The 24,322-nt window shown below is 50.7% G+C and carries 20 protein-coding genes; 6 read left to right on the top strand and 14 right to left on the bottom strand.

The genetic code is table 11. The annotated features are described in order from the left end of the window. Positions 1-22: 22 nt before the first annotated feature. Positions 23-1,267 (bottom strand): coiled-coil domain-containing protein, encoded by a 1,245-nt coding sequence (locus C1714_RS02570; protein WP_102341720.1) that lies wholly within the window; start codon positions 1,265-1,267, stop codon positions 23-25. 42 nt (positions 1,268-1,309) lie between these two features. Here C1714_RS02570 and C1714_RS02575 point away from each other — a divergent pair, with 42 nt between their 5' ends. From C1714_RS02575 to C1714_RS02585, 3 genes are all read left to right on the top strand, one after another. Continuing rightward, on the top strand, positions 1,310-2,005 hold the full coding sequence (locus tag C1714_RS02575) for an AzlC family ABC transporter permease (RefSeq protein WP_102341721.1): 696 nt from the start codon (positions 1,310-1,312) through the stop codon (positions 2,003-2,005). Further along, positions 2,002-2,325, top strand: coding sequence for a branched-chain amino acid transporter permease (locus C1714_RS02580; RefSeq protein WP_102341722.1), 324 nt, complete (start codon positions 2,002-2,004; stop codon positions 2,323-2,325). The genes C1714_RS02575 and C1714_RS02580 overlap by 4 nt, the downstream gene beginning before the upstream one ends. A 98-nt stretch (positions 2,326-2,423) precedes the next feature. Further along, entirely contained in the window at positions 2,424-3,761 is a 1,338-nt protein-coding gene (locus tag C1714_RS02585) for a carbohydrate-binding domain-containing protein (RefSeq protein ID WP_102341723.1), read from the top strand. Positions 3,762-4,261: 500 nt separating this feature from the next. Here C1714_RS02585 and C1714_RS02590 read toward each other — a convergent pair whose 3' ends face one another. Both C1714_RS02590 and C1714_RS02595 read right to left on the bottom strand, forming a co-directional pair. Continuing rightward, positions 4,262-5,470, bottom strand: coding sequence for a toxic anion resistance protein (locus C1714_RS02590; RefSeq protein ID WP_102341724.1), 1,209 nt, complete (start codon positions 5,468-5,470; stop codon positions 4,262-4,264). A 58-nt stretch (positions 5,471-5,528) separates the two neighbouring features. Further along, the gene (locus tag C1714_RS02595) at positions 5,529-8,393 is read right to left on the bottom strand and encodes an insulinase family protein (RefSeq protein WP_102341725.1); all 2,865 of its coding nucleotides are present in this window, start codon (positions 8,391-8,393) and stop codon (positions 5,529-5,531) included. Between the two features lie 70 nt (positions 8,394-8,463). Here C1714_RS02595 and C1714_RS02600 point away from each other — a divergent pair, with 70 nt between their 5' ends. From C1714_RS02600 to C1714_RS14390, 3 genes are all read left to right on the top strand, one after another. Then, complete coding sequence (locus C1714_RS02600) at positions 8,464-10,047, top strand: NAD(P)/FAD-dependent oxidoreductase (protein WP_102341726.1); 1,584 nt, start codon at positions 8,464-8,466, stop codon at positions 10,045-10,047. Beyond that, complete coding sequence (locus tag C1714_RS02605; RefSeq protein WP_102341727.1) at positions 10,044-10,772, top strand: YdcF family protein; 729 nt, start codon at positions 10,044-10,046, stop codon at positions 10,770-10,772. The genes C1714_RS02600 and C1714_RS02605 overlap by 4 nt, the downstream gene beginning before the upstream one ends. Before the next feature lie 270 nt (positions 10,773-11,042). Continuing rightward, positions 11,043-11,837, top strand: coding sequence for a DUF4428 domain-containing protein (locus C1714_RS14390; protein ID WP_245304989.1), 795 nt, complete (start codon positions 11,043-11,045; stop codon positions 11,835-11,837). A gap of 84 nt (positions 11,838-11,921) precedes the next feature. On the opposite strand, the gene C1714_RS02615 is transcribed toward C1714_RS14390, so the two are convergent. The 11 genes from C1714_RS02615 to tmk all read right to left on the bottom strand — a co-directional run bounded on the left by C1714_RS02615 (position 11,922) and on the right by tmk (position 24,204). After that, positions 11,922-12,941, bottom strand: a complete 1,020-nt coding sequence (locus C1714_RS02615) for an IS1/IS1595 family N-terminal zinc-binding domain-containing protein (RefSeq protein ID WP_102341728.1) — start codon at positions 12,939-12,941, stop codon at positions 11,922-11,924. Positions 12,942-13,255: 314 nt separating this feature from the next. Continuing rightward, positions 13,256-14,065 carry a uracil-DNA glycosylase family protein gene (locus C1714_RS02620; protein WP_135567868.1) on the bottom strand — a complete coding sequence of 270 codons (810 nt, stop codon included), beginning with the start codon at positions 14,063-14,065 and terminating at the stop codon, positions 13,256-13,258. Beyond that, positions 14,022-15,059, bottom strand: a complete 1,038-nt coding sequence (locus tag C1714_RS02625; RefSeq protein ID WP_102341730.1) for a helix-turn-helix transcriptional regulator — start codon at positions 15,057-15,059, stop codon at positions 14,022-14,024. Before C1714_RS02625 ends, C1714_RS02620 begins: the two co-directional genes overlap by 44 nt. Positions 15,060-15,109: 50 nt before the next feature. Then, positions 15,110-16,447 carry an AAA family ATPase gene (locus tag C1714_RS02630; protein WP_102341731.1) on the bottom strand — a complete coding sequence of 446 codons (1,338 nt, stop codon included), beginning with the start codon at positions 16,445-16,447 and terminating at the stop codon, positions 15,110-15,112. Continuing rightward, the gene (locus C1714_RS02635; protein ID WP_102341732.1) at positions 16,444-17,817 is read right to left on the bottom strand and encodes an AAA family ATPase; all 1,374 of its coding nucleotides are present in this window, start codon (positions 17,815-17,817) and stop codon (positions 16,444-16,446) included. Before C1714_RS02635 ends, C1714_RS02630 begins: the two co-directional genes overlap by 4 nt. A 109-nt stretch (positions 17,818-17,926) precedes the next feature. Then, the gene (locus C1714_RS02640; RefSeq protein ID WP_167849903.1) at positions 17,927-18,628 is read right to left on the bottom strand and encodes a PrsW family intramembrane metalloprotease; all 702 of its coding nucleotides are present in this window, start codon (positions 18,626-18,628) and stop codon (positions 17,927-17,929) included. A gap of 35 nt (positions 18,629-18,663) precedes the next feature. Beyond that, positions 18,664-19,515 (bottom strand): 16S rRNA (cytidine(1402)-2'-O)-methyltransferase, encoded by an 852-nt coding sequence (gene rsmI, locus C1714_RS02645; RefSeq protein ID WP_102341734.1) that lies wholly within the window; start codon positions 19,513-19,515, stop codon positions 18,664-18,666. Position 19,516: 1 nt separating this feature from the next. Continuing rightward, positions 19,517-20,788 (bottom strand): regulatory iron-sulfur-containing complex subunit RicT, encoded by a 1,272-nt coding sequence (gene ricT / locus C1714_RS02650; RefSeq protein ID WP_245304991.1) that lies wholly within the window; start codon positions 20,786-20,788, stop codon positions 19,517-19,519. Between the two features lie 6 nt (positions 20,789-20,794). After that, on the bottom strand, positions 20,795-22,099 hold the full coding sequence (gene iscB / locus C1714_RS02655; protein WP_102341735.1) for an RNA-guided endonuclease IscB: 1,305 nt from the start codon (positions 22,097-22,099) through the stop codon (positions 20,795-20,797). Positions 22,100-22,430: 331 nt separating this feature from the next. Beyond that, positions 22,431-23,582 carry a hypothetical protein gene (locus C1714_RS02660; RefSeq protein WP_102341736.1) on the bottom strand — a complete coding sequence of 384 codons (1,152 nt, stop codon included), beginning with the start codon at positions 23,580-23,582 and terminating at the stop codon, positions 22,431-22,433. Further along, positions 23,569-24,204 (bottom strand): dTMP kinase, encoded by a 636-nt coding sequence (gene tmk, locus C1714_RS02665; protein ID WP_102341737.1) that lies wholly within the window; start codon positions 24,202-24,204, stop codon positions 23,569-23,571. The genes C1714_RS02660 and tmk overlap by 14 nt, the downstream gene beginning before the upstream one ends. Positions 24,205-24,322 lie beyond the last annotated feature (118 nt).

The raw sequence follows: 24,322 nt of genomic DNA on the forward strand, positions 1-24,322 counted from the left end.
CTTTGTTTTTTATCTTGTTTTTTTAGCCTTCCGCGTTGATCTGCGGATCATCGCGGCCTGTGTCATTTGTTTCAATTTCGCTCTGCACCAGAACCTGGCAGGGGACATCCCGCCAGATTTTCTCTGCCTCTTCGCCATAACCGGCGCAGATATCATCAGCGAACAGAAGATACTGCAGCAGTTCCTTCGTAGGTCCTCGCCGTGACAGCTCCGCCTGCTCCTGCACCGCCGCAAGAAATAAGGGCTGGCGGACATAAAGATGTGTCAGTTTCGCGGCCAGTACCATCTGATGCGCGCGCAGTGCCATCTTGTTCTGAAAGACTTTATCAAGGATGTCTTCCTGTGCTTTGATCCTTGCCTCAAGCCTCTTACGGCGATCATCCGTTTCAGCGGTCATGCCGGTACCGGTCGAAAGGCCCTCCACCTGACGCATGGCACTCGCCCTCTTCTCTTCAATGGACTGACGGTAATTGATACGTACCCGCCCACAGTGTTCCAGATCGGCTTTTACCCTGTCCAAGTGCTGCCGTGCCTTTTCCGCTTCACTGCGTGCATGTTCATATTCCACCTGACGACCATCGAAGGCGACGGATAACGCTGACACTTCACGACGCATCGCACGCAGCGCTTCGGGATGAAACAGCAGCTGGGGATTTCGCATCCTGGTCTGCGCCTCGCGCAGATTCTTGTCCGCCTCTTCCCTGGCCCACTTGGTGCGTGCAGCTTCTTTGTCGAGATCCATGATCTGGCGCTCGAGATTTGCCTGATCACTCAGCAGACGATTGTAGCGACGCTCATTGTCCACTTCTGCCGACTGCAGATCCGCAATCTGTTTCTCCAGATTCTCGTGCCTTCTGGAGCTTTCGGCATTTTCCTGATGGAGCCAGGCATTCTGTGCTTCCAGACTGCGCAGTGAGCGCTTCGCCATCTCCAGATTCTTGTCCGCCGCCTGCTGCCGCTCCTCTTCCAGCGCATAGAGCTTCTGAAGGTGCTGATAGGCCGCAACGCTCTCATTCAGTTCCTCCTGCGTCGATGGCCGGCATGATAAAAGATTCTGCACCGCCGCGGCAATCTGATTCACAGAGCCGACATATGTGCATCTGCCGCCAATCTCCCTTTCAAACTGTTCCAGATCCTCTTTGGCAGGAAACAGACACAGAACCCCGAGCGAATGTTTCAGAAGATCATCCGGTGCACAGATAAATTCCCCCTTGGCAAGATAAGCCGAAATAACATCATTCTTTAATTTTTCACTGACAGCTGACATTCTTTCCCCATTTTACAAGGACCCTGAGATAAAATCGACACTATGAATAAAATTCAAACCGCGTTCAAAGCAGCCCTTCCGCATACACTGCCCATCTTAACGGGCTACCTCTTCATCAGTATCGCCTATGGAATCTATATGAATGCCGCAGGTCTGCCAGGCTGGTATGCCATTGTCACATCCATCTGCATTTACGGCGGAAGTCTCGAATACCTCGTTGTCTGGTTCCTGAAATCTTCCTGGTCACCGGTGACCGTTCTTCTGACCGCCCTCATGGTGCAGGCACGTCACCTGTTTTACGGCATCTCCATGCTGCAGAAGTACAACGGAACCGGCAAAAAGAAGTGGTACCTCATCTATGCCATGTCTGACGAAACGTTTGCTATGAATTACAGCGCTGTCATTCCGGACAATGTCGATCGCGGCTGGTTCTACTTTTGGGTCACCTTTCTTGATCAGATGTACTGGGTCATCGGCTGTGCGATCGGCGGCCTTGCCGGCTCCCTTCTGACACTTAACACCAAGGGCATCGACTTTGTCATGAATGCTATGTTCCTGGTGATTGCCCTTAATAGTATTGAAAAGGTGCCGGCCCGCATCCCGGCTTTGCTGGGGCTGGGCTGCTCGCTTCTTGCCCTGGCACTGTTTGGGCCCAACCGTTTTCTGATACCGGCCATGATTCTGATTCTCATCGCTCTCATGATTTACCGGCCATTTGAACAAAGGAGCCAGCAATGACAAGTCAGCAGATACTTACGATACTCATGTGTGCCATCGGCACGATGGCGATGCGCTTTCTGCCCTTCCTGATTTTCCGCGAAGGAACGAAGGTGCCGCCGCTGATTGATTATCTTGGCCGCGTTCTGGCGCCGGCCGTCTTTATGATGCTTGTCGTCTACTGTTTCCGTAACACACCGGCAACTACAACCAGCTATGGCATCGCTGAAATTGCGGCGACGCTTGCGCTGATTCTGGTCCATCTCTGGAAGCACAATACACTGATCTCGATCGCCGTCGGCACTCTGCTGTACATGTTCCTGGTGCAGGTCGTCTTCTGAGTATTCCTTAAGGCTTCAGTCATTATTCACATACAGTTCAATCTCCTCCCTTATACTGTGGCTACATATTCCAGATGGATATGCGAAAGGAATGAACTATGAGAAAACTGACAACCGCACTTCTGACAGCCCTGTTGTGTATAACACTGAGCGCATGCACAGCGACCGCCGAAAACGCTGCAGTTTCCAGCACATCAACGCAAAGCACCAGCAGCGCATCAGCCACTGCACCGCAAGAAAGCACTGTAACCACAACGACAGCACCGTCCGGCAGCGCTCTTGACACATCGAGCATCTTTTCGGACCGTGACCTGCAGCAGAGCGTCGACACAACGACAGCCACAACGATTACGGTTCAGGACAACAATACGGTCAACATCGACGCGGAGGGGACCTATATTCTGACCGGAACCGCATCTAACGCAACCATACTGATCAACGCCGCCGATACGGACAAGGTGCAGCTTGTTCTCGACAATTTAAACGTCACGAACAACGGTACGCCGGTCATTGAGATTCTCTCCGGCGACAAAGTATTCATCAACCTGGCCGCAGGCTCAACGAATACGCTGAAAGTTACCGGCGACTTTGCGGATGACGACGAGGAATACGACGCCGTCATCTTCTCCAAGAGCGATCTTACGATCAACGGCAGCGGGACACTGAACATTGAATCTTCCGAAAACGGTATTTCCGGCCACGATGATCTGACGCTGACGGGCGGAGCCTATAACATTACCGCCGAAGAAGACGCGATCGAAGGCCACGACTCCATCGCCGTATATGATGGCACCTATACGATCAATGCCGGCAAAGACGCCTTCCATTCCGAAGACGACGATGACGACACAGTCGGATATCTGTACGTCTGCGGCGGAACGTTTGACATCACCGCCGGTGATGACAGCCTGCAGGCGACGACCATTGCCCAGTTTGACGGCGGAACGTTTACGATCAACGCCAACGAAGGCATCGAAGCCACTTCGCTCCAGTTCAATGACGGAATCTTCACTATTACAGCCAGTGACGACGGCATCAACGCCTCTGACAAGTCCAGGGCTTATGATATTGTGATCGAAATCAATGGCGGCACCTTTAACATCACGATGGGCAGCGGCGACACCGACGCCATCGACTCGAACGGATCACTGACCATTAACGGCGGAACCCTGAATATCACCGCCCAGTCTGCTTTCGACTATGAGACGACTGGCGTCATCAATGGCGGAGACATCACCGTTAACGGAGAAACTGTCACAACGATGACCAATTCCATGGGCGGCGGCATGGGAAAGGGCGGCGGACGAATGAACCCGCCCGCCGACCGTGATACAGATACAGATTCATCCGCAACAACAGACCGGGGAACGCCACCCCAGACATCAGAAAACCAGGATATCGATGCCAGCTCCTCGGCCACAACACAAAATTTCTGATTCTATACGGAACGGCAGACACAGGTCTGCTGTTTTCTTTTTTTTGCATGCATGTTTTGTACCGGGTTCAGCGAATTGTTTGTCACATTCACCCTGTCAATTGCACCTGAAACGAGATTACCGGATGCCTATGAGAAACAGCATTATGAAACAAACATGTTATCATCAGCGCATGGAAAACAAGCGTAAATACGCAATGCTCATTTTCATGGCCGTCATTGGAGCTTTCAGCATCCTGGGTGTGGTAATAGCGAATACGCAAAGCAGATCCTACTCATTCTTAGGTTATCTGTTAGGTTCTTTTTTTGGCTACTAGATAGCCGACGATCTTACCATGCACATCTGCAGTATAGATCCGGTCACCTTCAATAGCCGTACATACCTTCGGCCGGTATCCGAATCCGCGGGGACTGTCTGCGGCCTGGCTTCATTTCAGTTCTTCATTCATAAAAACGGTCCCTGCATCCAGAGGCCGTTTTTCGTACATTATTGTATTAGTGTTACTTGGTCTGCTCGTCCTGCTTCGTCACATCATTGGCAAGATCGTAGGAAACCAGCTTCTCGTTGAGCTGCTTCTCGATACGGTTGAGCTCTGCCTCGGCATTTGCACGCTTCTGGCGGCCTTCCTTCTGAATGGTCATCACTTCGTCGAGTGTCTTGATCAGCTCCTCATTGGTATGCTGGAGCGTTTCCAGATCGACAATGCCGCGCTCCGATTCCTTCGCCGTATCCACCGTTGCCTGATGCAGCGTCTCGGCATTCTTCTTCAGCAGCTCGTTGGTCATATTGGTGACTTCGCGCTGCGCTTCCATCGCTTCCTTCGAATGGCTGATACCAAGCGCCAGAACAATCTGGTTCTTCCACAGCGGAATCGTATTCACCAGCGTCGACTGGATCTTCTCCGTCATCAGCTGATCATTGTTCTGGATCAGGCGGATCTGCGGCGCCATCTGGATTGAAATCTGCCGCGTCAGTTCAAGATCGTACAGCTTCTTCTCAAAGCGGTCGCATGCCTGCGCCAGATCGTTGGCTGCCTGGGCATCTTCCGGCAGGCCGCTCTTTTTGGCTTTTTCCGTCAGTTCGGGCAGCTGCGTCGCACGCACTTCAGCGAGCTTCTTCTTGCCCGCAAGAATGTACATCGAAAGTTCCTTGGTATTGGTCGCATTCTTCGCATACAGCTGATCCAGCAACTGAATATCCTTCAGAAGAACAACCTGCTGCTGTTCGAGCATTTTGGCAATCTTATCGACATTGGTCGATGCCTTGTCATAGCGGATCTTGTAGTTTTCAACCTTGTCACCCTGCTTCTTGAACCAGCCCAGGATACCCTTCTTTTCCTGGGTATCCTTGTCATAGTCCTTCAGCTCCGTGACGAGGTTCGTCAACATGTCGCCGATCTCGCCGAGATCCTTCGTCGACACATTATTGAGCGCCGTATCCGAGAAGTCAGACACCTTCTTCTGGGCCGCACTGCCGTATTCCAGAACGGTCCCGGAATTGGTGATGTCGATCTTCTTAGCAAAGTCGTTGACTACCTTGCGCTCTTCCGGCGAAAGATGCGCATCATCCATCTGCTGCTCAAGCGTCTTTCCCTGCGCCGGCTGCTCTTCTTCCTTTACTTCCGGCTGCTTTTCCGCTTCCGCCTGTGCCTCTTCCTGCGGATTCAGCGTCAGCGTAATCTTCTGTTCCTGTGCCTGATTTTCACTCATGACCGTCTTTCCTTCCTAAATTTCTTTTTCTTCACTGAAAGTATACACCGCGCCCGTATTAAAGAACCAACTCCTTGCGGCCATCATCCAGAGCACGCTTCGGGCCGACGATGACATTGGACGCATGCTTGACGCCTTCTTCCAGCAGCGGCTTCAGTGCCAGCAGACTCTGTTTCGTCGTTGCGAGCATCGCGGCCCTGTTTGTGGCACGCTTTTCATCCGTCACATCCGCAAACCAGAGACTGTCGCCCGCACTCAGCTTCGAATAATCATCCAGCAGAGGGCTCGCCGATGAAATCGCACCGATGATGCTGTCGCTCAGATCGTCGCCAAGCTCATCGATCGAATCGAACATTGCCTTCACCTTTTCTAAGGACAGTAACGGAGTCGGGTCACGGAAGCTGTAAATGCTCACCATCCCGTTGCCGCGTACACCGCAGCCCGTCCCATAGGCGCCGCCCTTGACACGGATCTCCGTCCAAAGATAGCCATAGGAAACGATATGGCTCAATACACGCAGCGCACCCTTCTGTTCATCACTCAGATCATCCAGCGCAAAGGAAGTCGCCGAATAGGAAACCTGCGAAGGAATCACGATGCCGACGCAATCATCCTCAAACAGCGGATAGTGGACAACACTCCGATGGAAGTCTTCCTTCCCCAGTGCCCCGATCATCTTGCGCACACTGTCTTCCGCATAGTCCGGCGCATAGGATGCGTACATCCGGCTGCCGGAGAACAGAACCTGCTGGAATGTTTCAAAGAGACCGATCACATCATCGATCTTTTCATCGTAGTTCTTCAGAAGATCACTGATCCAGAGCGCCGAATCATAGCCGCTGAATGCCTCTCTTGCGGCACTTTCAGCGCTGAAGTGTCCTGCCGCCCTGAGCATCGCTTCGCTGGTTCCGGAATTGATGAGCATCTGCCGGCGCAGCTCAAGACCCTGCTCCAGCAGCGGTCGCAGCGTTTGCTTCGTAAATACCGTTTCCTGAAGAATCTCAAGAATCAGATCAACCGCCTCATCCCGCTTATCCTTGAGTACGGCGCAGCTGATGCCAAGCACCGGCAGAGCCGCATCACGGCGTCCATCCGGCGCAAACGCGTCGCAGCGGAAACTCAGAAGGCCGATCTTTGCCTTCACTTCTCTCTGCAGTTCCAGAAGCGTATGTTTCTTTGTCGCAAGATGACTCAGCGTCCCGGCAAAGAAACCGACCGCCGCCAGCTGATCCCTGCGGATGCCGGCCAGTGAGAAGTAGAAATTCATATAGGCAATGCCGCCAGAAATTGAAGAATCATAGCGCACAGGAACTCCATCGATCTCGCTGCGCACACCCTCCATCGGCTGCGGCTTCTTCTCCACATCAGAAAGCTTCAGATGCGGAAGCGTCGCCTTCGCTTCCGGAGTATCTGCACTCTTCTGCCATGCGTCCAGTGTATTGTTCAGCGCAATCTGACGCTCCACTTCATCCCTGCCCCAGGACGCAAACTTCGCCTTCAAACGTTCCGCTTCTTCCGCAGCGGTACGTTTGCCCTTGTCTTTTTCTCCCTCGGCAATGACGACCTTGGCATTGACGCGTTTCTCGATGGTTTCCTTCAACAGCTGCTCAAAGTATCCTTCTTCCACGTCCTTTCGCAGTTCGTCATAAAGATAGCCGGCATTCAGGTACATCGCCGGATCGCCGCCATACAACCAGCTGTTGTAGGAAACCGCCGCCAGCGATACGCCATACGGTTCCTGTTTCATACGGTACATGAATTCCTGATGGTTCAGGGACGCCTGCAGCTGAGCATGGTCGAGGCCATGTTCCGCAAGATTCCCCAGCGTGCCGTAGACTGCATCGAGGATTTCATCCTTCTTATCAGCGTCCGTATTGCGGACAAGGAAGGTCAGAACGAACTGTTCGATGCCGTCGAGCAGGCTGACTTCGACATCCTGTCCCAAACCCTTTTCAAGAATCGCCTTCTTGAGCGGCGCATCGTTGGAGCCGGCAAGCAGTGAGGTCAGAATGTTCCAGGCAATGTCTTCCTTCACATCACTGTAATCCGACAGCAGCGTGCTGATGGAAACAACGGTCTTGCCGGCGGGATCTTCTTCATCGCCGATCTCGTAGCCGATCGTATGTTCCTCATACGGCGTCTCCTTCTGCATCGGAATATCAAAGCTGACCTCCTGCTTCGTATAGTCGCGAAGATAGGAGTCGATCTCTTCCAGTGCTGCATCAATGTCGAGATCACCATCCAGGAAGATGCGGGCGTTGCTTGGATGATAGAAGGTGGAATGCGCCTTCTTGAACTGTTCATAGCTGAGATCCGGAATATGAACCGGATCACCTCCGGACACATACTGATAGCAGTTGTCTCCAAACAGCATCCGCGCCGTTTCATTGGAGATCAGTTCATCGACCGAGGCAAAGGCACCCTTCATCTCATTGAAGACGACGCCTTTATAGGTAGGAATCTCGTCTTCCTTATGAATTTCATAGTGCCAGCCTTCCTGATAGAAGATGTTGGGGTTGGTATAGATTGCGGGATGGAAAACCGCATCCAGATACACGTCCATCAGGTTGAGGAAATCCTTCGGATTCCTTGAAGAAACCGGATAGATCGTCTTGTCGGGATAGGTCATCGCATTGAGAAACGTCTGCATCGATCCGTTGAGCAGATCCACGAACGGTTCGCGCACCGGATATTTCCTTGAGCCGTTGAGTACGCTGTGTTCGCAGATATGGAATACGCCCGTATCATTTTCGGGAATGGTCTTGAAGCCGATGCAGAAAGTCTTGTTTTCATCGGCGCGTTTCATCCAGACCAGCTGTGCACCGGTCTTTACATGTTCAAATTCGTAGAGATCGCCCTGCTGGTCTTCAATATGACGCACTGCATTCAGTTGAAAACCGCTTTTGATTTCATGAAGATTCATAATATGGAAGCCTCCAGTACCTGCTAGAAGTCTATCATGAGTACAATATTCTTAGGAGTTTAAAACAATTATGCTGAGAATTGAAGTTCATACGTCACTCACAAGTCCCGAGGATCCCGTTGCCCATGCCGTCCGCATGGCACGGATCAAACCGGGCGATTATATTTCCGGATCCATCTACCGCCGCTCTCTCGATGCGCGGCCCGACCGTGCCGCCTGCTGGGTGGATCTGGTCGATCTCAAGGTCAATAACGAGGAACACTATCTTCACAAAGTGAAGAATGCCCGTCACGCCGACGAGTTCCATTACACGCTTCCAGACAATGGTGATGCGCCTCTAAAGCAGCGGCCGATCGTTGTCGGCTTCGGGCCTGCAGGCATGGCGGCCGGTCTTGCCCTGGCGGCGAAGGGATTGCGCCCCATCATCCTTGAGAGGGGCAGACAGATCAAAGAACGTCAGAAGGATGTCAGCACCTACTGGCACGGTGGAAACATCAACACGGAGTCAAACGTCCAGTATGGCGAAGGAGGAGCCGGCGCCTTTTCAGATGGCAAGCTGACAACGAGAGTCAAGGATCCGAGGGTTCATCTGATTCTTGATGAACTTGTAAAGGCAGGTGCGGATCCCACCATCGTCTGGACCAACCATCCACATGTTGGTACAGACGCCCTAGTTATGATCGATGAGAATATCCGGCACCGGATCGAGGAACTCGGCGGTGAGGTACGGTTCGATGCGCGCATGGATGACCTTCTCATCGATCATGGAAAGGTAACAGGCATACGTCTGCAAACCGGTGAAGAGATACCTTCGTCTGTTGTCATCCTGGCGCTGGGCCACAGTGCGCGTGACACGATGCGGATGTTAGCGACAAAGAAGGATCTGACGCTGGAGGCGAAGAATTTTGCGGTCGGTGTACGCGTGGAGCATCTGCAGTCGTTCATTGATCATCAGCAGTATCGCAACATTCCTGCAGGCGTAAAGATGCCGGCGGCGGAATATCATCTTTCGCATACATCTTCCATCGGCAAGGGCGTCTATTCCTTCTGCATGTGTCCGGGAGGCTTCGTGGTTGATGGTGCGTCGATGGCGGATTCCGTCGTGACCAACGGCATGTCCTATGCGGCCCGTGACGGTCAACTGGCCAACAGCGCAATTGTTGTGCAGGTGGATTCTTCCGATTTCGGGGACGGTCTGTTTGCGGGCATGGAGTTTCAGGAGAATCTTGAAACGATGGCATGGAAGCTTGGCGGCGGAAAGGCTCCGGCGCAGAAAATTGAGTCCTATCTGAAACATGATGTGGAGCCTCTTTCTTCCATTTCGCCGACATTTCCGCGCGGCGTTGAGGAGGCGGATCTGCATGCGCTGTTCAATGATCGCATCAATCAGTCGCTGGAAGAATTCTTCCACTATACAGAAGGCATCTGGCCCGGCTTCACGACAGGTGGGGCAACGATGACGGGTGTTGAGACACGTACCTCGTCGCCGATCCGGATTGTCAGAAACTTTACGACGCTGGAATCGACGGTGGAAGGCATGTGGCCGGCCGGAGAAGGTGCAGGCTTTGCCGGAGGCATCGTTTCGAGTGCCATTGACGGTCTCAAGTGTGCGGAAGAAGTCATTCGCCGTTACCATTACAGCGAGGAATTATGATGAAGCGGAAGATTCTGATCGTCCTCGGTATCCTTCTGTTTTTCTGGTGTTTTCTGCCGGTTTTTGCCGGCATTTTCAATATCGGTTCGCTTACGGGGATGGTGGTCGGTGCGCTGCTTGTGCTTTACGGAGCGGCGCCGCAGCTGTTCACGTCTCTACCATGGCAATTACAGACTGTTATAAAGTTGATCGTTCTTGTCATTGCGGCGCTGACCGTTTCAATTACTGCGGTGATGGTCTCTGCCATCCTTCAGCCGGCGGCAGAGGCAGATACGGTCATCGTTCTTGGCTGTAAGGTTGATCGTAACGGTCCAAGCAGAATGCTGCGTGAACGGCTCGATGCGGCATATGACTATCTTCAGGAAAATACGAATGCCATCGTCATCGTAACAGGAGGTCAGGGAAGTGATGAACCGGAACCCGAAGGCACCGCGATGCAGAAGTATCTCGTAAAAAAAGGCATAGACGCCGGCCGCATCTACGTCGAAGACAAGTCGGAAAGTACGCGGGAAAACCTCATCAATGCCGAATCCATCATGCAGGAAAACAGGCTCTCTGCACCGGTATTGATCGTCACAAACGAATTCCATGTGCTGCGTGCACGAATGATCGCAAATTCACTCAGCATCGAAGCTTCCACTCTTCCTGCTCCGACAGATTTATTCTTCTTCGGTGCCTACTATATCCGTGAACTGTACGGAGTCCTGTACCAGATTGTTTTCTAAAAACAGATAATGAAGGCTGTTTAGAAATGGGACATGAATGAATCCGGTTGTCAAGTACCGGTTTTTCCTTTTAACTATGATTTTCCGTACTATTATTAAAAACTCTCAGACTTCAAATCACAGATACAGCCCGAAAATCTTTTCCCGAATCGAACGAGCTGGAAAAGAAGAGAGGAAAACACGCTTTGCCGGATAAAGGGCAAAGACAATCCGAGCAAGCAGCGATACACAAGCGAAGAATTACAGAAAGAAATCCAGGGAGGACAATGTATGGGATTATTTGGTGGCAGCAAGACATGCTGTGAATGCGGGAAAAAAGCAGGGCTTCTCTCGAGAGTATCCCTGAAGGACGGCGGATATCTCTGCGACGACTGCAGAAGCAAGCTGAGCGATCAGCTTGACTCCGATGCCTTTAAGGCGATGACAAAGGAAGACTATGAACGGAACATTGAAGTCGCAAAGGAGAATGACCGGAAGTACCGGGAAGAGTTCCGTGAAACGTTCGCAGTATACCTGAGAGACAACAAGTGTTTTAGTGCAGATGAGACGCACGGCTGGTGGGTCAACCCGAAATATGAGAGACCGGTTCTTCTTCAGTTTGACCAGATCCAGCGCTGGAACGTCGATCTGAGAACAGAGTACGACTTTGACGATGATAAAGACGATTCACTTCTCGGTGAGATTATGAAGGATGCCATGCAGGCAAGGTACTACGAGTCCCTGCGGCAGAACCATCCGGAGCTCCCCGTCTGTCCTCCCAATTGCAAAATCATGGGCATGGATCTTCATATTTATGTGAATCACCCGATGATTCACGATGTTGTGATCGACTGCTTCGACATCGGCTTATTCACGATGGAAGAGGATGATATGCAGAGTGCCTACGGCACCGTGATCCAAATCATTGAATTCCTCCAAAAGGTGAAAGACGGGGCACAGGCGTCCGCATCCGGAACAGAATCGGACATCGCCGCACAGCTTCGCAAGTATAAGCAGCTCCTTGATGAGGGTGTCATCACGCAACAGGAGTTTAAAGCGAAGAAAAAACAGGTTCTCGGACTCTAAGATCTGCGTCTGTACCAGATAAATAGCTTTTTAATCTATAAATCCCTTTTTGCACAGTGTTGGTAAATCTGCGTCTAGAACCGCTTAGTCATGCGGTTCTACGGAATAGTAATCTCGATATCTTAGCGTTTCTGGGATATATAGTGAGCTCACCAGCAGTACTTTGACTTTTTCCAGCGGCTCTGCAGGCGGATTCATCAGAAATGCAAACAGATCCAGATATCCCTGCAGTTCATCGCGTTCAAACCCGGAATGTGATCTCAGGAAAGCTTTCAGCAGAGCACATGCGTGGTTCACTTCTCTGAGAGGATTGTCCTTATCATCCAGTCTGATCAGATCTCGTGAATTATATTTCTTTTCGGTAAGGTTCAGATCCGATACCAGAATTGAATGTGAACGCTCACTGTCATGGATCAGTATGGAGCCTTCCTGAATATGCTGGCTGAAGGCATTCCAGGTACTCTCTTTCGTAGGCTTTCCTTGATGGTTTTCGTAGATTGCAATTGTCTGCGTGCCATCAGTTCCAATTGCGATACACATCTTGTTTCTGGATATGCCTCTGTATTGTTTGCCGTCAATCAGCTGCCTGTGCTTTTTTCCCAGATCCCAGTATGTTTCATCGATCTGAACATTTCCGAACAGCACAATGTTCTCCTGATAGTTATCTAAGATTTTGAACAGCTTCGCATCCCAATATTTCGTTGTTGTGAAGGAATTACGGCCATTCTTTGAGGCAAGACTCATACTTTCATAACCGATAATTCTCAGGAGCTGCTCAACCCATTCTGTGTACGGTATTTTATGATCTTCAAAAATGGTCCCGGTTGTGATGGTGAATGTCCTTCCGCAATCTTTGCAGAGATACCTGTTTACGCCATTTGAAGTATGACCGTACTTGATGAAGTTTTCTGATCCGCAATGTCTGCATTGAAAGACCTGAAATGCATTCAGAAACTCTGCTTCTCCGGATTCTATCAGGCTTTGATGCCTGCGATCAAAGACTTCCACATACTGATCCTTAATGAACTGCTCGTACGGCGAAAGACTCTCCTTATAATCCCAGGGCGTACGGCGCCTGGAAGAGGTAAGCGATTGATTATACATTTGTGGTAGACCTCAATACTTAAGTAAGCAGTCATGAGGAGGCCTACCACAGCTAACTCAGAACCACTTACCAAAGCGTTTTAGCTTTCTAGCCCCGTCGGGCTATCCAAATTATAGATTCTTCACCAACACTGTGCAAAAGCGGATTATAATCTATTAATCCGTGAACCTTCCAGCTCACGGATTTTTTTCGTCTTTCATCGGCACTGGGCGTTCTTCACGTATACGTCCGCAACCGCAGGAATCAGATTGCAGTAATGTGTCCCCTGTGCAAAAATCACGGCGTCGTGATCTGAAGATGAATGCCGTCCTGCTTATTCGACCTTTGCACCGCTAATAATATGTTCGACCAGATCATCCAGTGACATTCCTTTCTTTTTGGATCTCAAAATATACGCCGGATGGTAGGTCCAGTAAACCGGTACTGACAGTTTCGTCAGTGACTCATCAATCCGGACACAATAGCCTTCTGCATTTGCCGTCGGCCTGATCGCAGCCAATTGCTTTTTCTCAATCCTCAATGCAATGCTGAGAGATTTGGTGTAGTTAGGGCCAACCAGAAAAACAATTACGTCAGGCTTTACAATTTCTATTTCCTTTTGTACCAGCGTCTTCTCATCCTTCCGTACGGGCGAATTGAAAATAACTTCATCATCGCCTGTTAATGGTATTGTCTTCCTGCTTTCAGGTTCAAACCGATGGAATTTATCCAGATTTGACCAAGCCGGATGCCAGCCCTGTTGAACTATTTTTCGAAAGAGAGACCAAAAAGGAGACTTATTCAATTTTTCGCGAGGCAAGTCCTGAGAGTCCTGGCCTGCCGAAATCATTCTCGTCTGATCGATCTGAGACATGGCATAACAAATCACCCAGTCCTGTATCCTCTCGAGAGAATTATCATTATCGAAATAAAAATTTCTCGCCTCCTGGCCGAACAGCAGAATGCGTCTGCCTACCGCTTCCGCATAATATTCGCTAATGCCCGGCACAAACACATCCGAATACAGTCCTTCTGTCGATTTCAGACGTTTCTGAACTGAGTCCGAGTTCAGCCAGTCCCGCGTCACGTTTCTCAACTGTTCATTTACTTGATCCCGATTCATTTTCAGCCCTCTTTTCTTCAATATATGCCTGTTGAATCCCGTCGATGAATTCAAGGAATTCGTTCTTTATTCTCTCCGGTTCTTCGATGACAATATTGCGCCCATATCCGGCAAGCCATTGATAGAAGCCTTCGGACGCAACTGCTTTCACATGGACCTTGAAGCTTCCGTCCGGCTGATTGATCATCACAATGTTCTTTCCGAACTTCCTCTGAATATTTCTTCGGACCCATTTGGAACAGTGCAACGCCAGAGCCTCGGGCACACCGTTGTACATATGCACCGATTCCTTCAGATATTTGTTGATGCTGAAGGAAGAGCCCTGGTCCTTGAATTCACTGATTTCGCTGACCGGTCGGACCGGAAGTTCCGTTTCCGTAATGTTCTCCATCAGATCGAGTTTAAAATGCGTCGCATGATCATGTTCCGACGGATTTGCGATGAGGTAATACTCATTCTCATAGAGCGGAAGATAATACGGACTTGCCGTATAGACCTTTCCGCCGCGATATGGTTCTTTCTTACCGTCCGGGCCGACAACCGTGTATTGAAAGGAAATCTGATGCCGGTCCATGATTGCATGGAGGACAGTGTCAAACTTGATCTTGTTCGCCGCATCTTCCGATTTCAAGGAAGAGTCAATATAAGTGGTGGACGAAATCAGATTTCTTCCATTTTCTGTAGCCGCTGAAGCCAGCTTCTGAATCAGCTTTTCCGAATCTTTTTCCGTCAACCACGCCGCCGAAGCAACCGCATCCGCAAGGATCTTGAGCTCATAATCTTCAAAGATCTGATCGGTCATATAGAACCCATCATTATGGTTCTCACATTTTTCGATGCTGAAGCCCGCTTCGCTGATAGTCTGAAGATCCCGGGCAACCGACTTCCGCTCCGCATGAATCCCCTTTGCCTGAAGATGTTGAATGATCTGCGAGATATTCAATGGATGATCCGCATCCGTATGCTGCATGATTTCCAGAGTATAGAGTAATTTCAGCTTATTATTTTCTGCCATCTCATTAAGCTCTTTATCAATGTCACTGTATCGTAGAGCTGCTTACGCAATCAATTATTGAACCCAAAGAAGGATTTTTCATCAGTCGAACTTTCAGACTTCCTTCTGCACTCCTGAATCTGATCATCCAGAACAATTCCTTCCTGCAGAAGCATATTCGCCAATGCATCTACAAACCGCTGATGTTTGATCAGAAGATACGACGCAATCCTCTCTGCGATGACCGCAAGTACCCGAATGTTGATATTGTTGTTCTCCTGATCCAGGCCGTTTTCATTTCCGCCCAAATCGAACCAGATACCGTCTTCACTGATTTCTTCAAGAAAATGATATACCTCTTCCAGTTGAACAACCGGTTCATTTTTCACGATTCCAAATTTCATGATATCAATCATTCTGGCCGCGGCATTTGCGATGATATCCCGCTCATAGATTGCTTCTTTTCCCGCAGAATATTCTCCATCCTCTCTCCGCTTGAGGATTGTACTGGCGGTTGTGCCACTGCTCATATAGATCGCCGCCACATCAACCGTACCCGGGGCCATCACTTCCAGTACGACTGTCTTCGCTGCCGTTTCATATGCTTCCTGCGGAAGGGACCTTTTTTCATTCTGCCTGTTGATTTCTTCCAGGCTGCAGCCTTGTCTGTCCTTAATAATACTTAGCCGCGCTAAGAAGAAGTCGAATGCAGTGATGCACGGGTGATTGTTGCTCGCAGCTTCCAGAACAGCCTGTTTCATAATGTTCTTAACTATTAACGGCGTTGTTTCCGGTGACGACAGAATCTTTGCAATCTTTTGCGGCGCAAGTTCCGTATTCATATTCCCGGCATTAAGGATCGGCTCGACGATCTCACGAATATCTTCCTGATCAATAGCTTCAAGATCCAGCGCAATATCAATTTTCCCAGGCCGGATCAGAGTCTCATAGTAATCGTATCGATCAGCAGTAAACACAATAAATACATTTTTACCTTCGATGGCATCCATGCATTCTTTCAGCTTGATTTCCAGGTGGGTTGATATTGTCGAATATTGATCCAGGTCATCCAGAAAAATGATCGAAGGTGTCTGATTTTCGGCCGCCGCAAAAACATCTGTGATCTGTCGATAGTTTGTTGTTAGCGGACTGATGTGATGAATCTGAAATGACGGCCGCCCCGATGCACGAATCAGGCAGTTTGCCAGTGTCGTTTTTCCGGCACCGTTTTTTCCAAACAGAATGATTCCGGAAGGATCACGGCTCCCCAGTGCCTTGAACTTTGGATTGCCCCGGAGAATTTCCGCAATCCGCATCAGGAAGCCGCGAACATAGCGGTACCCCTTCACCGATTCAAATGCCTCGATGACTTCCGGATCAAACTCTTCACAGTTTTCATCTCTCGTCATATGGATATCCTCTTATGGAAAACGGTCTGCTCAGATTGCGCACGCTTTTGTCGGCACTCCTGAATCTGTTCTTCCAGCAGAAATTCATTCTGTAAGAGTTCTTCGGCCAGCAGGTCGACAAATGATTCATTCTTCTTTAACAGGGATAAGGATGTTCTCTCTGCTTCTTTGATCAGGAGCCAGTACCAGTAATTCTTTAAACGTTCATTGGCATTTTCCACCGGAAAGAATCGTTCCGCATGGTCAAAGAAACCTTCCTGATCCATGTCCTCCAGCACAGAATTGACCGACTCATTCTCTGAAAAGGGTGCCGGCTCACTCCTTCCGAACTTCATCAGACTGATCATTCTTGGCGAAGCGTCGATGATGGAAAATTTCCTGTCTTCCTCAATCCTTTGTTCCAAAAATGATTTCTTGCATTGATCCGGAACAGATCCCCAGCGGATTCCCCTGGCACCATGGAACCAGAAGACCCCTGCGATATGGGTACTTCCCGGGAAATACAGTTCCCAGAGGGCCGTTTTGGCAGCGATCTCATACGCTTTCTTTTGCATGCATGTTCTGTTGATATCCCTTTGTTCCTGATGAAATGCATACACCGGCGCTTCTTCATCGGCAGAAAGAAGAGCGTGGTAATAATTCGATACATGAATGGATGAATAGCCTGACTGAACCGCCTCATCCGCAGCTTCCTGAACAAAATTGCGAAGCCTTGCAGGCTCAAGCGCCAGCGGCCAGCCGAACAGTTTCAGAATTTCCTCCGGCGCAAGATCGGAAGATATGTTCAGCTCCTTCAGGGAAGACCGCAGAAAATCTACGGTGCATTTTTGATCCATCTCCAGACAATCAATGTAGATTTGTAAATCGATTCGTTCGCGGCTTACCAGTTTGGGATCGTAGGCATACGTCGGGTTACAGGCCACAAGTACAAAAACGTGTTTCCCGTGAACCGAATCAATGCAGTTCATTAACTCTTTCTTTATCTTTTCCGCAGTTGACTCATCCTGAAAGACATATGTTTCCAGATCAGCCAGATAGACAATGGAAGGCGCATGAGCCAGGGCCTCTTCAAATACAGAATGAATGATTGTGTCCCAGTTTCGATCCGGCCGGTCGATGCATATGCGATAGGCCTTCCTTCCGCTTGCCTGAATCAGACACTTTGCCAGCAGCGTTTTTCCCATGGCATCGTATCCATAAAGAAGGAGACCGGAAGGTTCGTGATCTCCGCTTTCATCAACATTCGGCGGATCTTTCAGTATTTTTGCGATGGTCATCAGCCGTTTCTTTAAGTCAGAGAATCCCCATACAGGTTTAAAGGCCTTCATGATTTTGTCATCGAAGGATGGATTACTTTCTGCATTTTCCATCGCCTGTTATCTCCTTTCGGAATTAACAATAAAGCCTATGCTGTACCAAAAATGGGACAGCATAGGCATTCGGAAATAAAAAAAGATCTGCCGAAGCAGATCTCATGCATCAGTAAATCGGACGGTCCGTCCTTGCTTCGCGCTTAATCAAACGATAGATGACGAAGTACATGATCACAACGAAGATCAGGAACACACCTGTACCCATGTTGGAGTTCATTGAAGCCGTCGTATCATAGAAGGCATGCATCGCTACGGCAAGAAGGTATCCCAGCAGCATATTTGCAGTCTTACCTACGCCATCGCCACGGCTGTCGCAGAACTTTGCCCGTGCATACATGATGCCCATGATGACCGAGAATCCAAAGTGTGCCGGAATTGCGAAGATTGCCCGCGAGAAGGCAACACTCAGGCCATAGTTGAACACATAGAGAATGTTCTCAAACGCCGCAAAGCCAAGGGACACAAAGACCGAATACATCATCCCGTCGTAGGTATAGTTGAAGTTCAGGTTGTTCCAGGTACGCTTCTTGAGGAAGTAAAGCTTGCACCCTTCTTCAGTCAAACCTACAAACAGCATCTGTACGATGAGCAGCGTCATCTTATCCTGAATGTGGAAAGCCGGAATAATCAGGCCGTCCTCAATCCATTCCAGAACCATCGCCACCAGCGCCGCATAAACACCGCTCAGCGCCAGTCGCCATAACAGTGCGGCCGGCTCCCTGTCCTGAGGCAGATCATTCACGTAGACATAACGCATCAGGAAGATGGCAGGAATCACTGCCGCACCGACGTAGATCGCAATTTCCATCAATGACAGGCTAAGCAAACCATAGAACAGCATATTCAGTTCCTCTTTTCATGTACCAGATCATAGAGAAGATTCCGAGCAACGCCTGTCCGCGACGCGACTGCTTTCACGGCCGCATTCTTCGACAGTCCTTTTGCCGTCTCCTCATTAACCATGGCGATCAATACACCTTCATCCAGCTCCGGCTGAACCTGCTCAGCTCCCGCAATGACGACGACCATTTCTCCCTTGCGATCAGGAATCACTTCCAGAACTTCCGATATCGTACCACGCAGAAATTCCTCATGCACCTTGGTCAGTTCACGCGCAACACAGCACTTGCGATCACCGAACACGACCAGCGCATCCCGCAGCATCTTCTCAATCCGGTGCGGCGCCTCGTAGTACACCATCGTCATCGGAAGTGACGCATATTCCTTCATCTTCTCGACCCGCGCATGTTCGCTGGGCGGCAGAAAACCGATAAAGACAAACGGCTGGACCACCAGTCCCGAAGCGACTAAGGCATCCACGCCGGCATTGGGACCGCTGACCGGAATCACATTGAATCCGGCGTCGATGATGGCGGGCACAAGTGTCTGCCCCGGATCATTGATCAGGGGATAGCCCGCATCCGAGATCAGGGCAACATTTTTACCCTCTTCCAGCAGCGCCAGAATCCCCTTCGTACTCGGTTCTTCGTTGAACTTCTGATACGAGATCAGGCGCTTGGAAATATCAAAGCGCTTCAGCAGAACACCCGACGTACGCGTATCTTCACAGGCAATGACATCGACACTCTTCAGCACATCGACAGCCCGCGGCGTGAATTCATCCATATTGCCGATCGGCGTAGCCACCAGATACAGCGACGCCTTTCCGTTTTCAAAACTGCGCTGGTCGTTCATATTACTCCGACGTTTCTTCCTTGTGTCTGCTCTTGAAGCTGCGCACTTCTACATTTGCGCCCTGCGGACGATTGATTCTCCGGTTGTTGTTATTGTTGGAACTGCGGCGGTTACCACCACGGGTTCCTTCCGCCCTGTTATTATTTCTTGGCGCATCCGCCTTCCGCGGCTGCTTCCTGGCAGCGGCGGCCTTAGCCGGAGCAGCCTTGCGTGCACCTCCATCCGGTGTACGCTCCGGGCTTTTCTCCTGCTTTCTGCTTTCATCGCTGGTGGAGAAGTTCGTGCTGATCGGTCCGGAAGACATGTTGTTCTTATGGACGCCGGGGATCGTCGTTGCCGGCCGGGAGCGTCCGGGCCCCTTGCGGGCAACGGTGACGCCCTTGCGGACAATCGCCTTTTCGCGCAGATCCTCGAGCGTCACCTCCTGGAACGTTTCACTGTTTTCCAGACGTGCCGAATCATTCATGACATTCATGGAGGATACACGGTACATGGCGCCGTCATATTCGACATGGGCGCCGATCTTGGGCAGCCCCTCGGTCAGCTCCTTGTACGTATCATTTTCATATTTCAGGCAGCACATCAGCTTGCCGCACATACCGGAGAGTTTCTCCGTATTGAGAGCGAGCAGCTGCGTCTTCGCCATATTGATGGAGATGACATCCATATGGGTCTTAAACCTTGAGCAGCAGCACTCCATGCCGCACATGCCGATGCCGCCAACCATACGGGCCTTATCACGGTCACCGATCTGACGAAGTTCGATGCGGCACTGAAGACGAGCATTCAGACGATGCAGCAGCTCACGGAAATCGACGCGCTGATCCGCCTTGTACAGGAACAATATGTGCTGACGGTCGAGCATATATTCCGCCGACATCAGGTGCATGTTCAGTCCGAGATTCTTGATCTCATTCTCGCACACATGGAAAGCTTCCCTGGAATACTGCTTGTTTTCCTCGTACATCGTACGGTCACGGCTGGTGGCGATGCGCTTGATCGGCTTCATCGGCACATGGCTGTGGAAGAAATCCGTCTTCTTCGCGTCATCCGTTGCCTGCGCCAGTTCCAGACCCTTCTGCGTCTCAACGACGACCCAGTCGCCCTTGTGACACGCATCGTCATAGGCGCCGAACGAATAGCTGCGGTTCGAGCTTTCAAAGCGCACCGGAATCATATAGGGATAGGGAGAAACGGGCTTGTCTTCCGGTTTGGCTTCCGTATCCTTTACTTCCATTTCATCTGTATCATTCACTTTGATTGTTTCACTCATAAAATTTCAGGCGAGGAAACCCACGGATTCATTCGTGGGAGGAATCGCCTTTCTCCTTTCCAGCAACGCCCCTGCGTTGCAATGCTGAACTGAAAACTTTCTGAAGCTCAGCGATCCACCGCTCACTTTGGCACCGTCAAGTGTGCGAATATCCATCTGCCCAGATGTCCTGCGCCCGAATATGAAATACGTGTTTCTGGCGTACTTCACGGAGTCAAACAGCCGGCACCCTTTCACCACATGAGGGGCCTGATTGCGTTTGCGGATACCGCCTTTCAGGATCTTGTTTTTGTGAATCTGGCGGTTATGCCTCCGCACAGCTTTGGCAAAATACCAGACATCATCCGGCACGGCGGTGAAGTGCTTGCTGATGACGATGGCATCGTTGATGTGAGACTTTTCGATGCGATACAGATCACGGTACAGCTTCGTGATATAGCCGTATGTTCCATTCACCGGGATGCCTGGTTCTGCGCGCAGACGCTCCAGCATCGTTTTGCGCATAATGCCCATGAATGCCGCATCGCGCAGAGACTTTGTGCCGCGTTTAGCTTTACGAGCATGAAGCGTTTTTGTGCCGGCATGAATCGCTTTGTGGCAGTCTTCACACAGCGTGATCAGATTGCCGGGCGCATTGCCGCCGGTTTTGCGGCTTTCCAGATGATGCACATGGAACTTCACACCATCACCGTGCTTCCCGCAGCACTGACAGGTGTAGTTATCACGTTTCAAAACATACTGACGAACGTTATAACTGTCGTACATCTCGCCAAGCTGATAATCAGTGCCGACCGGAAGGGGCCTGCCTTCTTCCACCGCCTTCATGCGCTGTGTGTCAAACTCTGCAGTCTCTACATGAACTTCCGTAATCGGAAGAATCTGCTGTACGTGTTTGATCGCAGTGATGTGCTCCTGGATCTTTACCTCAACAGACGGTGCCAGCCAGCCTTTGCGCTTGGCATGCACACGATTGTCGAAACGCACTTTGCGGTAACGCGTCTTACGATTCCGGCGGGATCTTCTATTCTGCCGCCTAACAGACATCAGATTTACGACGTCATTGCGAGGCGTCAGTTCTTCTGCAAACAGCACCTCTTTTTCAGTTGTGGCGGCAATGCCGATATGCTTACTTCCGGCATCAACGCCAAGTGATACAGGCTGCTTATATCCCGAACTTCCATACAGAAGCCGGATCGTGAAAGGCATCTGCTTCGCAACAACTGCTTTCTGCTGTTTCAGCAGCAGCCTTGCTTTTTTCGGATTACACGGCATCAGCGGATTGCCGTGTTTGTTAAGCACAAAGACTTTCATAATGCCGTCCTTTCATTAAGTGCCAGATCAATGACGGAGAACAGATCTCCGTCCGGCATCTGGCTGCCGTAGTGAAGCAGAATGCCGGTCTGCTTCGATGCCTTCGCCAATGTTGTCAGTGCTTTTTACACCTGCCGCACCGCTCCTTTCCCTCAGAGCTTTTAACGACAGGTCCAAGAGCCGCAGATTAGGCATTACGTCCACGGGTTTGATGACAGAGACAACGTAGTACTGTTAGCGCACATGGCTTGTGCAACAGTACTCAGGCTATTCAGTTAGTGCTTGCGCACTACGGCATGAGGCGATGGGATCTTTTACAATCCCACGTGCTTCAACCGTGGGTTACTGAAGCTTTACTTACCTTCAGGCGATAGAACGCCTGATCCAGCAGAAGATTCAGATCATTGTTTGCGTTGACTCTGTCCCTTTCTTCGCTGGCAATCTTCAATACATTGATCCAGTCTTCACGACTGTTCTTCCCGATGGCAAGGGCATACCACGCCGGCATCTGCATACCGCTGGAGTCCGCTGCCTTCAAAGCGGTGCGCGCCGTCACCATCAACATCTCGAAGAAAAACCGCAGAAGACGCACATTCTGGTCCTTGGCCTGATCCGCGCTGATGCCCTCATCCTTCTTGGCACCGGCCTTGAGGCGATAGCGCACCTCATAGTCACATGCCAGCAGGTCACGGTCACCCTTTACGTTGAGCCACTGCTTGAGCATCGCCTTCGCATTCTGGTACGCAGGCGAAGCAGCCAGTTCCACCATATCGCTGATCGATACCTTCATATGGGCCAGCAGCCAAGCATCTTCCTGATCCAATCCCTGTTTCTGACCCTCCTCATAGAGGAAAATCTCCGGAAGCGGACGGAACGGAACCAGAACGCACCGCGAACGAATCGTCGGCAGCACGCGTTCCACATTGTCCGCCGTCAGAAATGCATACACACCCTCCGCCGGCTCCTCCAGAAACTTGAGCAGCGAATTCTGCGCACCGAGTGACGAATTCTCGCACCTCAGCATGAGCCAGATGCGGGCACCGTTTCCCGATGACGCAGTGCGGCTGAAGCGGCTCTGTACATCGTCGACATCTTCCTTGGCCAGGGCCTTTTTGCCATAACCGTCCAGCACGATGAGCGAGGCGCTGGCCCTGTTCGCCACCTGGCGAACAAGTGCCTCTTCCTCATCCGACAGGGACGATTCGTCAACCAGGCCTTTTGGATCTCTTGTAACCAGCGTCTCGGCACATAACATTGCCATTTCCGTCTTCAGGGCGTTGGTGGGACCATAGAAGAGATAGCCGTGCGAGACTGCACCTTTGGCAAAGGAACGCTCCAGCAGGGCAAATGCCTCCGGCTGCGCCTTCTGCAGAAGGGTCCGCATCTCGATACGCCGACGCTTCCGATCTGCCTCCTCTGCTTCATAGGAGTTGGCGGCAGCGATTTCTTCCTGTTCCTTTTTTGTAAGCTTAACGGCAGCCATCCAGAATATCCTTTACAGCCCGGTAGGCGTCTTCAATCACAGTGTCAACGTCCCGGCTGGCGTCGATGATGATCATCCGGTCCGCATACATACGGATCACTTTCTGATAACCGTCATAGACAGCCTTATGAAATGACAGCGCCTCCTGATCAAGACGATCAAGCGACGTGCGGTTCTTCTGAATGCGCGCAATGCCAAGCTCTGCCGGCACATTGAGGAAGATCGTTTTATCGGGCATATGGTTCTCGATGGCAAACTGGTTGATGGCATAGACAGCTTCGATGCCAAGCCCTCTGCCGCATCCCTGATAGGCAAGCGAACTGTCAACGAAACGGTCACTGATCACGCTGATGCCTTTGTAGAGATCCGGAAGAACAACATCCACCAGATGCTGGCGGCGGCTGGCCGCATACAGCAATGCCTCGGTGCGTGCATCCTCCGCCGTATTGGCCGGATCCAGAATGATATTGCGGATCTGTTCCGCAATGACACTTCCGCCGGGCTCACGTGTATAGCGAACCGCATAGCCTTCGCTCTCAAGACGTTTCGTGACAGCGGTGGAAACTGTCGTTTTCCCGCTTCCGTCCGGTCCTTCGAAGGTGATGAATTTTCCTTTTGCCATGCGCTTATTGTAGCACGAGACACCCCTCATCTTCGCAGGTATGCAAAGATGCACGCCGCCATGGGCACATTGCTGTAAATGCAGAGTCACTCACCCTATAATGCTGAAACAGAAATCA

The sequence above is a fragment of the Galactobacillus timonensis genome (genome assembly GCF_900240265.1).
GTDB classification, from domain to species: Bacteria; Bacillota_I; Bacilli_A; order Erysipelotrichales; family Erysipelotrichaceae; genus Bulleidia; species Bulleidia timonensis.

Bases quoted from the DNA above. Each gene is read 5' to 3' on its own strand.
- C1714_RS02585 (WP_102341723.1), top strand. From the start codon at position 2,424: ATGAGAAAACTGACAACCGCACTTCTGACAGCCCTGTTGTGTATAACA.
- rsmI (WP_102341734.1), bottom strand. From the start codon at position 19,515: ATGAACGACCAGCGCAGTTTTGAAAACGGAAAGGCGTCGCTGTATCTG.
- ricT (WP_245304991.1), bottom strand. From the start codon at position 20,788: ATGAGTGAAACAATCAAAGTGAATGATACAGATGAAATGGAAGTAAAG.
- C1714_RS02570 (WP_102341720.1), bottom strand. From the start codon at position 1,267: ATGTCAGCTGTCAGTGAAAAATTAAAGAATGATGTTATTTCGGCTTAT.
- C1714_RS02635 (WP_102341732.1), bottom strand. From the start codon at position 17,817: ATGGAAAATGCAGAAAGTAATCCATCCTTCGATGACAAAATCATGAAG.
- C1714_RS02660 (WP_102341736.1), bottom strand. From the start codon at position 23,582: ATGGCTGCCGTTAAGCTTACAAAAAAGGAACAGGAAGAAATCGCTGCC.
- C1714_RS02630 (WP_102341731.1), bottom strand. From the start codon at position 16,447: ATGACGAGAGATGAAAACTGTGAAGAGTTTGATCCGGAAGTCATCGAG.
- C1714_RS02600 (WP_102341726.1), top strand. From the start codon at position 8,464: ATGCTGAGAATTGAAGTTCATACGTCACTCACAAGTCCCGAGGATCCC.
- C1714_RS02625 (WP_102341730.1), bottom strand. From the start codon at position 15,059: ATGGCAGAAAATAATAAGCTGAAATTACTCTATACTCTGGAAATCATG.
- C1714_RS02575 (WP_102341721.1), top strand. From the start codon at position 1,310: ATGAATAAAATTCAAACCGCGTTCAAAGCAGCCCTTCCGCATACACTG.
- tmk (WP_102341737.1), bottom strand. From the start codon at position 24,204: ATGGCAAAAGGAAAATTCATCACCTTCGAAGGACCGGACGGAAGCGGG.
- C1714_RS02605 (WP_102341727.1), top strand. From the start codon at position 10,044: ATGATGAAGCGGAAGATTCTGATCGTCCTCGGTATCCTTCTGTTTTTC.
- C1714_RS02640 (WP_167849903.1), bottom strand. From the start codon at position 18,628: ATGGAAATTGCGATCTACGTCGGTGCGGCAGTGATTCCTGCCATCTTC.
- C1714_RS02590 (WP_102341724.1), bottom strand. From the start codon at position 5,470: ATGAGTGAAAATCAGGCACAGGAACAGAAGATTACGCTGACGCTGAAT.
- C1714_RS02595 (WP_102341725.1), bottom strand. From the start codon at position 8,393: ATGAATCTTCATGAAATCAAAAGCGGTTTTCAACTGAATGCAGTGCGT.
- C1714_RS02580 (WP_102341722.1), top strand. From the start codon at position 2,002: ATGACAAGTCAGCAGATACTTACGATACTCATGTGTGCCATCGGCACG.
- C1714_RS02615 (WP_102341728.1), bottom strand. From the start codon at position 12,941: ATGTATAATCAATCGCTTACCTCTTCCAGGCGCCGTACGCCCTGGGAT.
- iscB (WP_102341735.1), bottom strand. From the start codon at position 22,099: ATGAAAGTCTTTGTGCTTAACAAACACGGCAATCCGCTGATGCCGTGT.
- C1714_RS14390 (WP_245304989.1), top strand. From the start codon at position 11,043: ATGGGATTATTTGGTGGCAGCAAGACATGCTGTGAATGCGGGAAAAAA.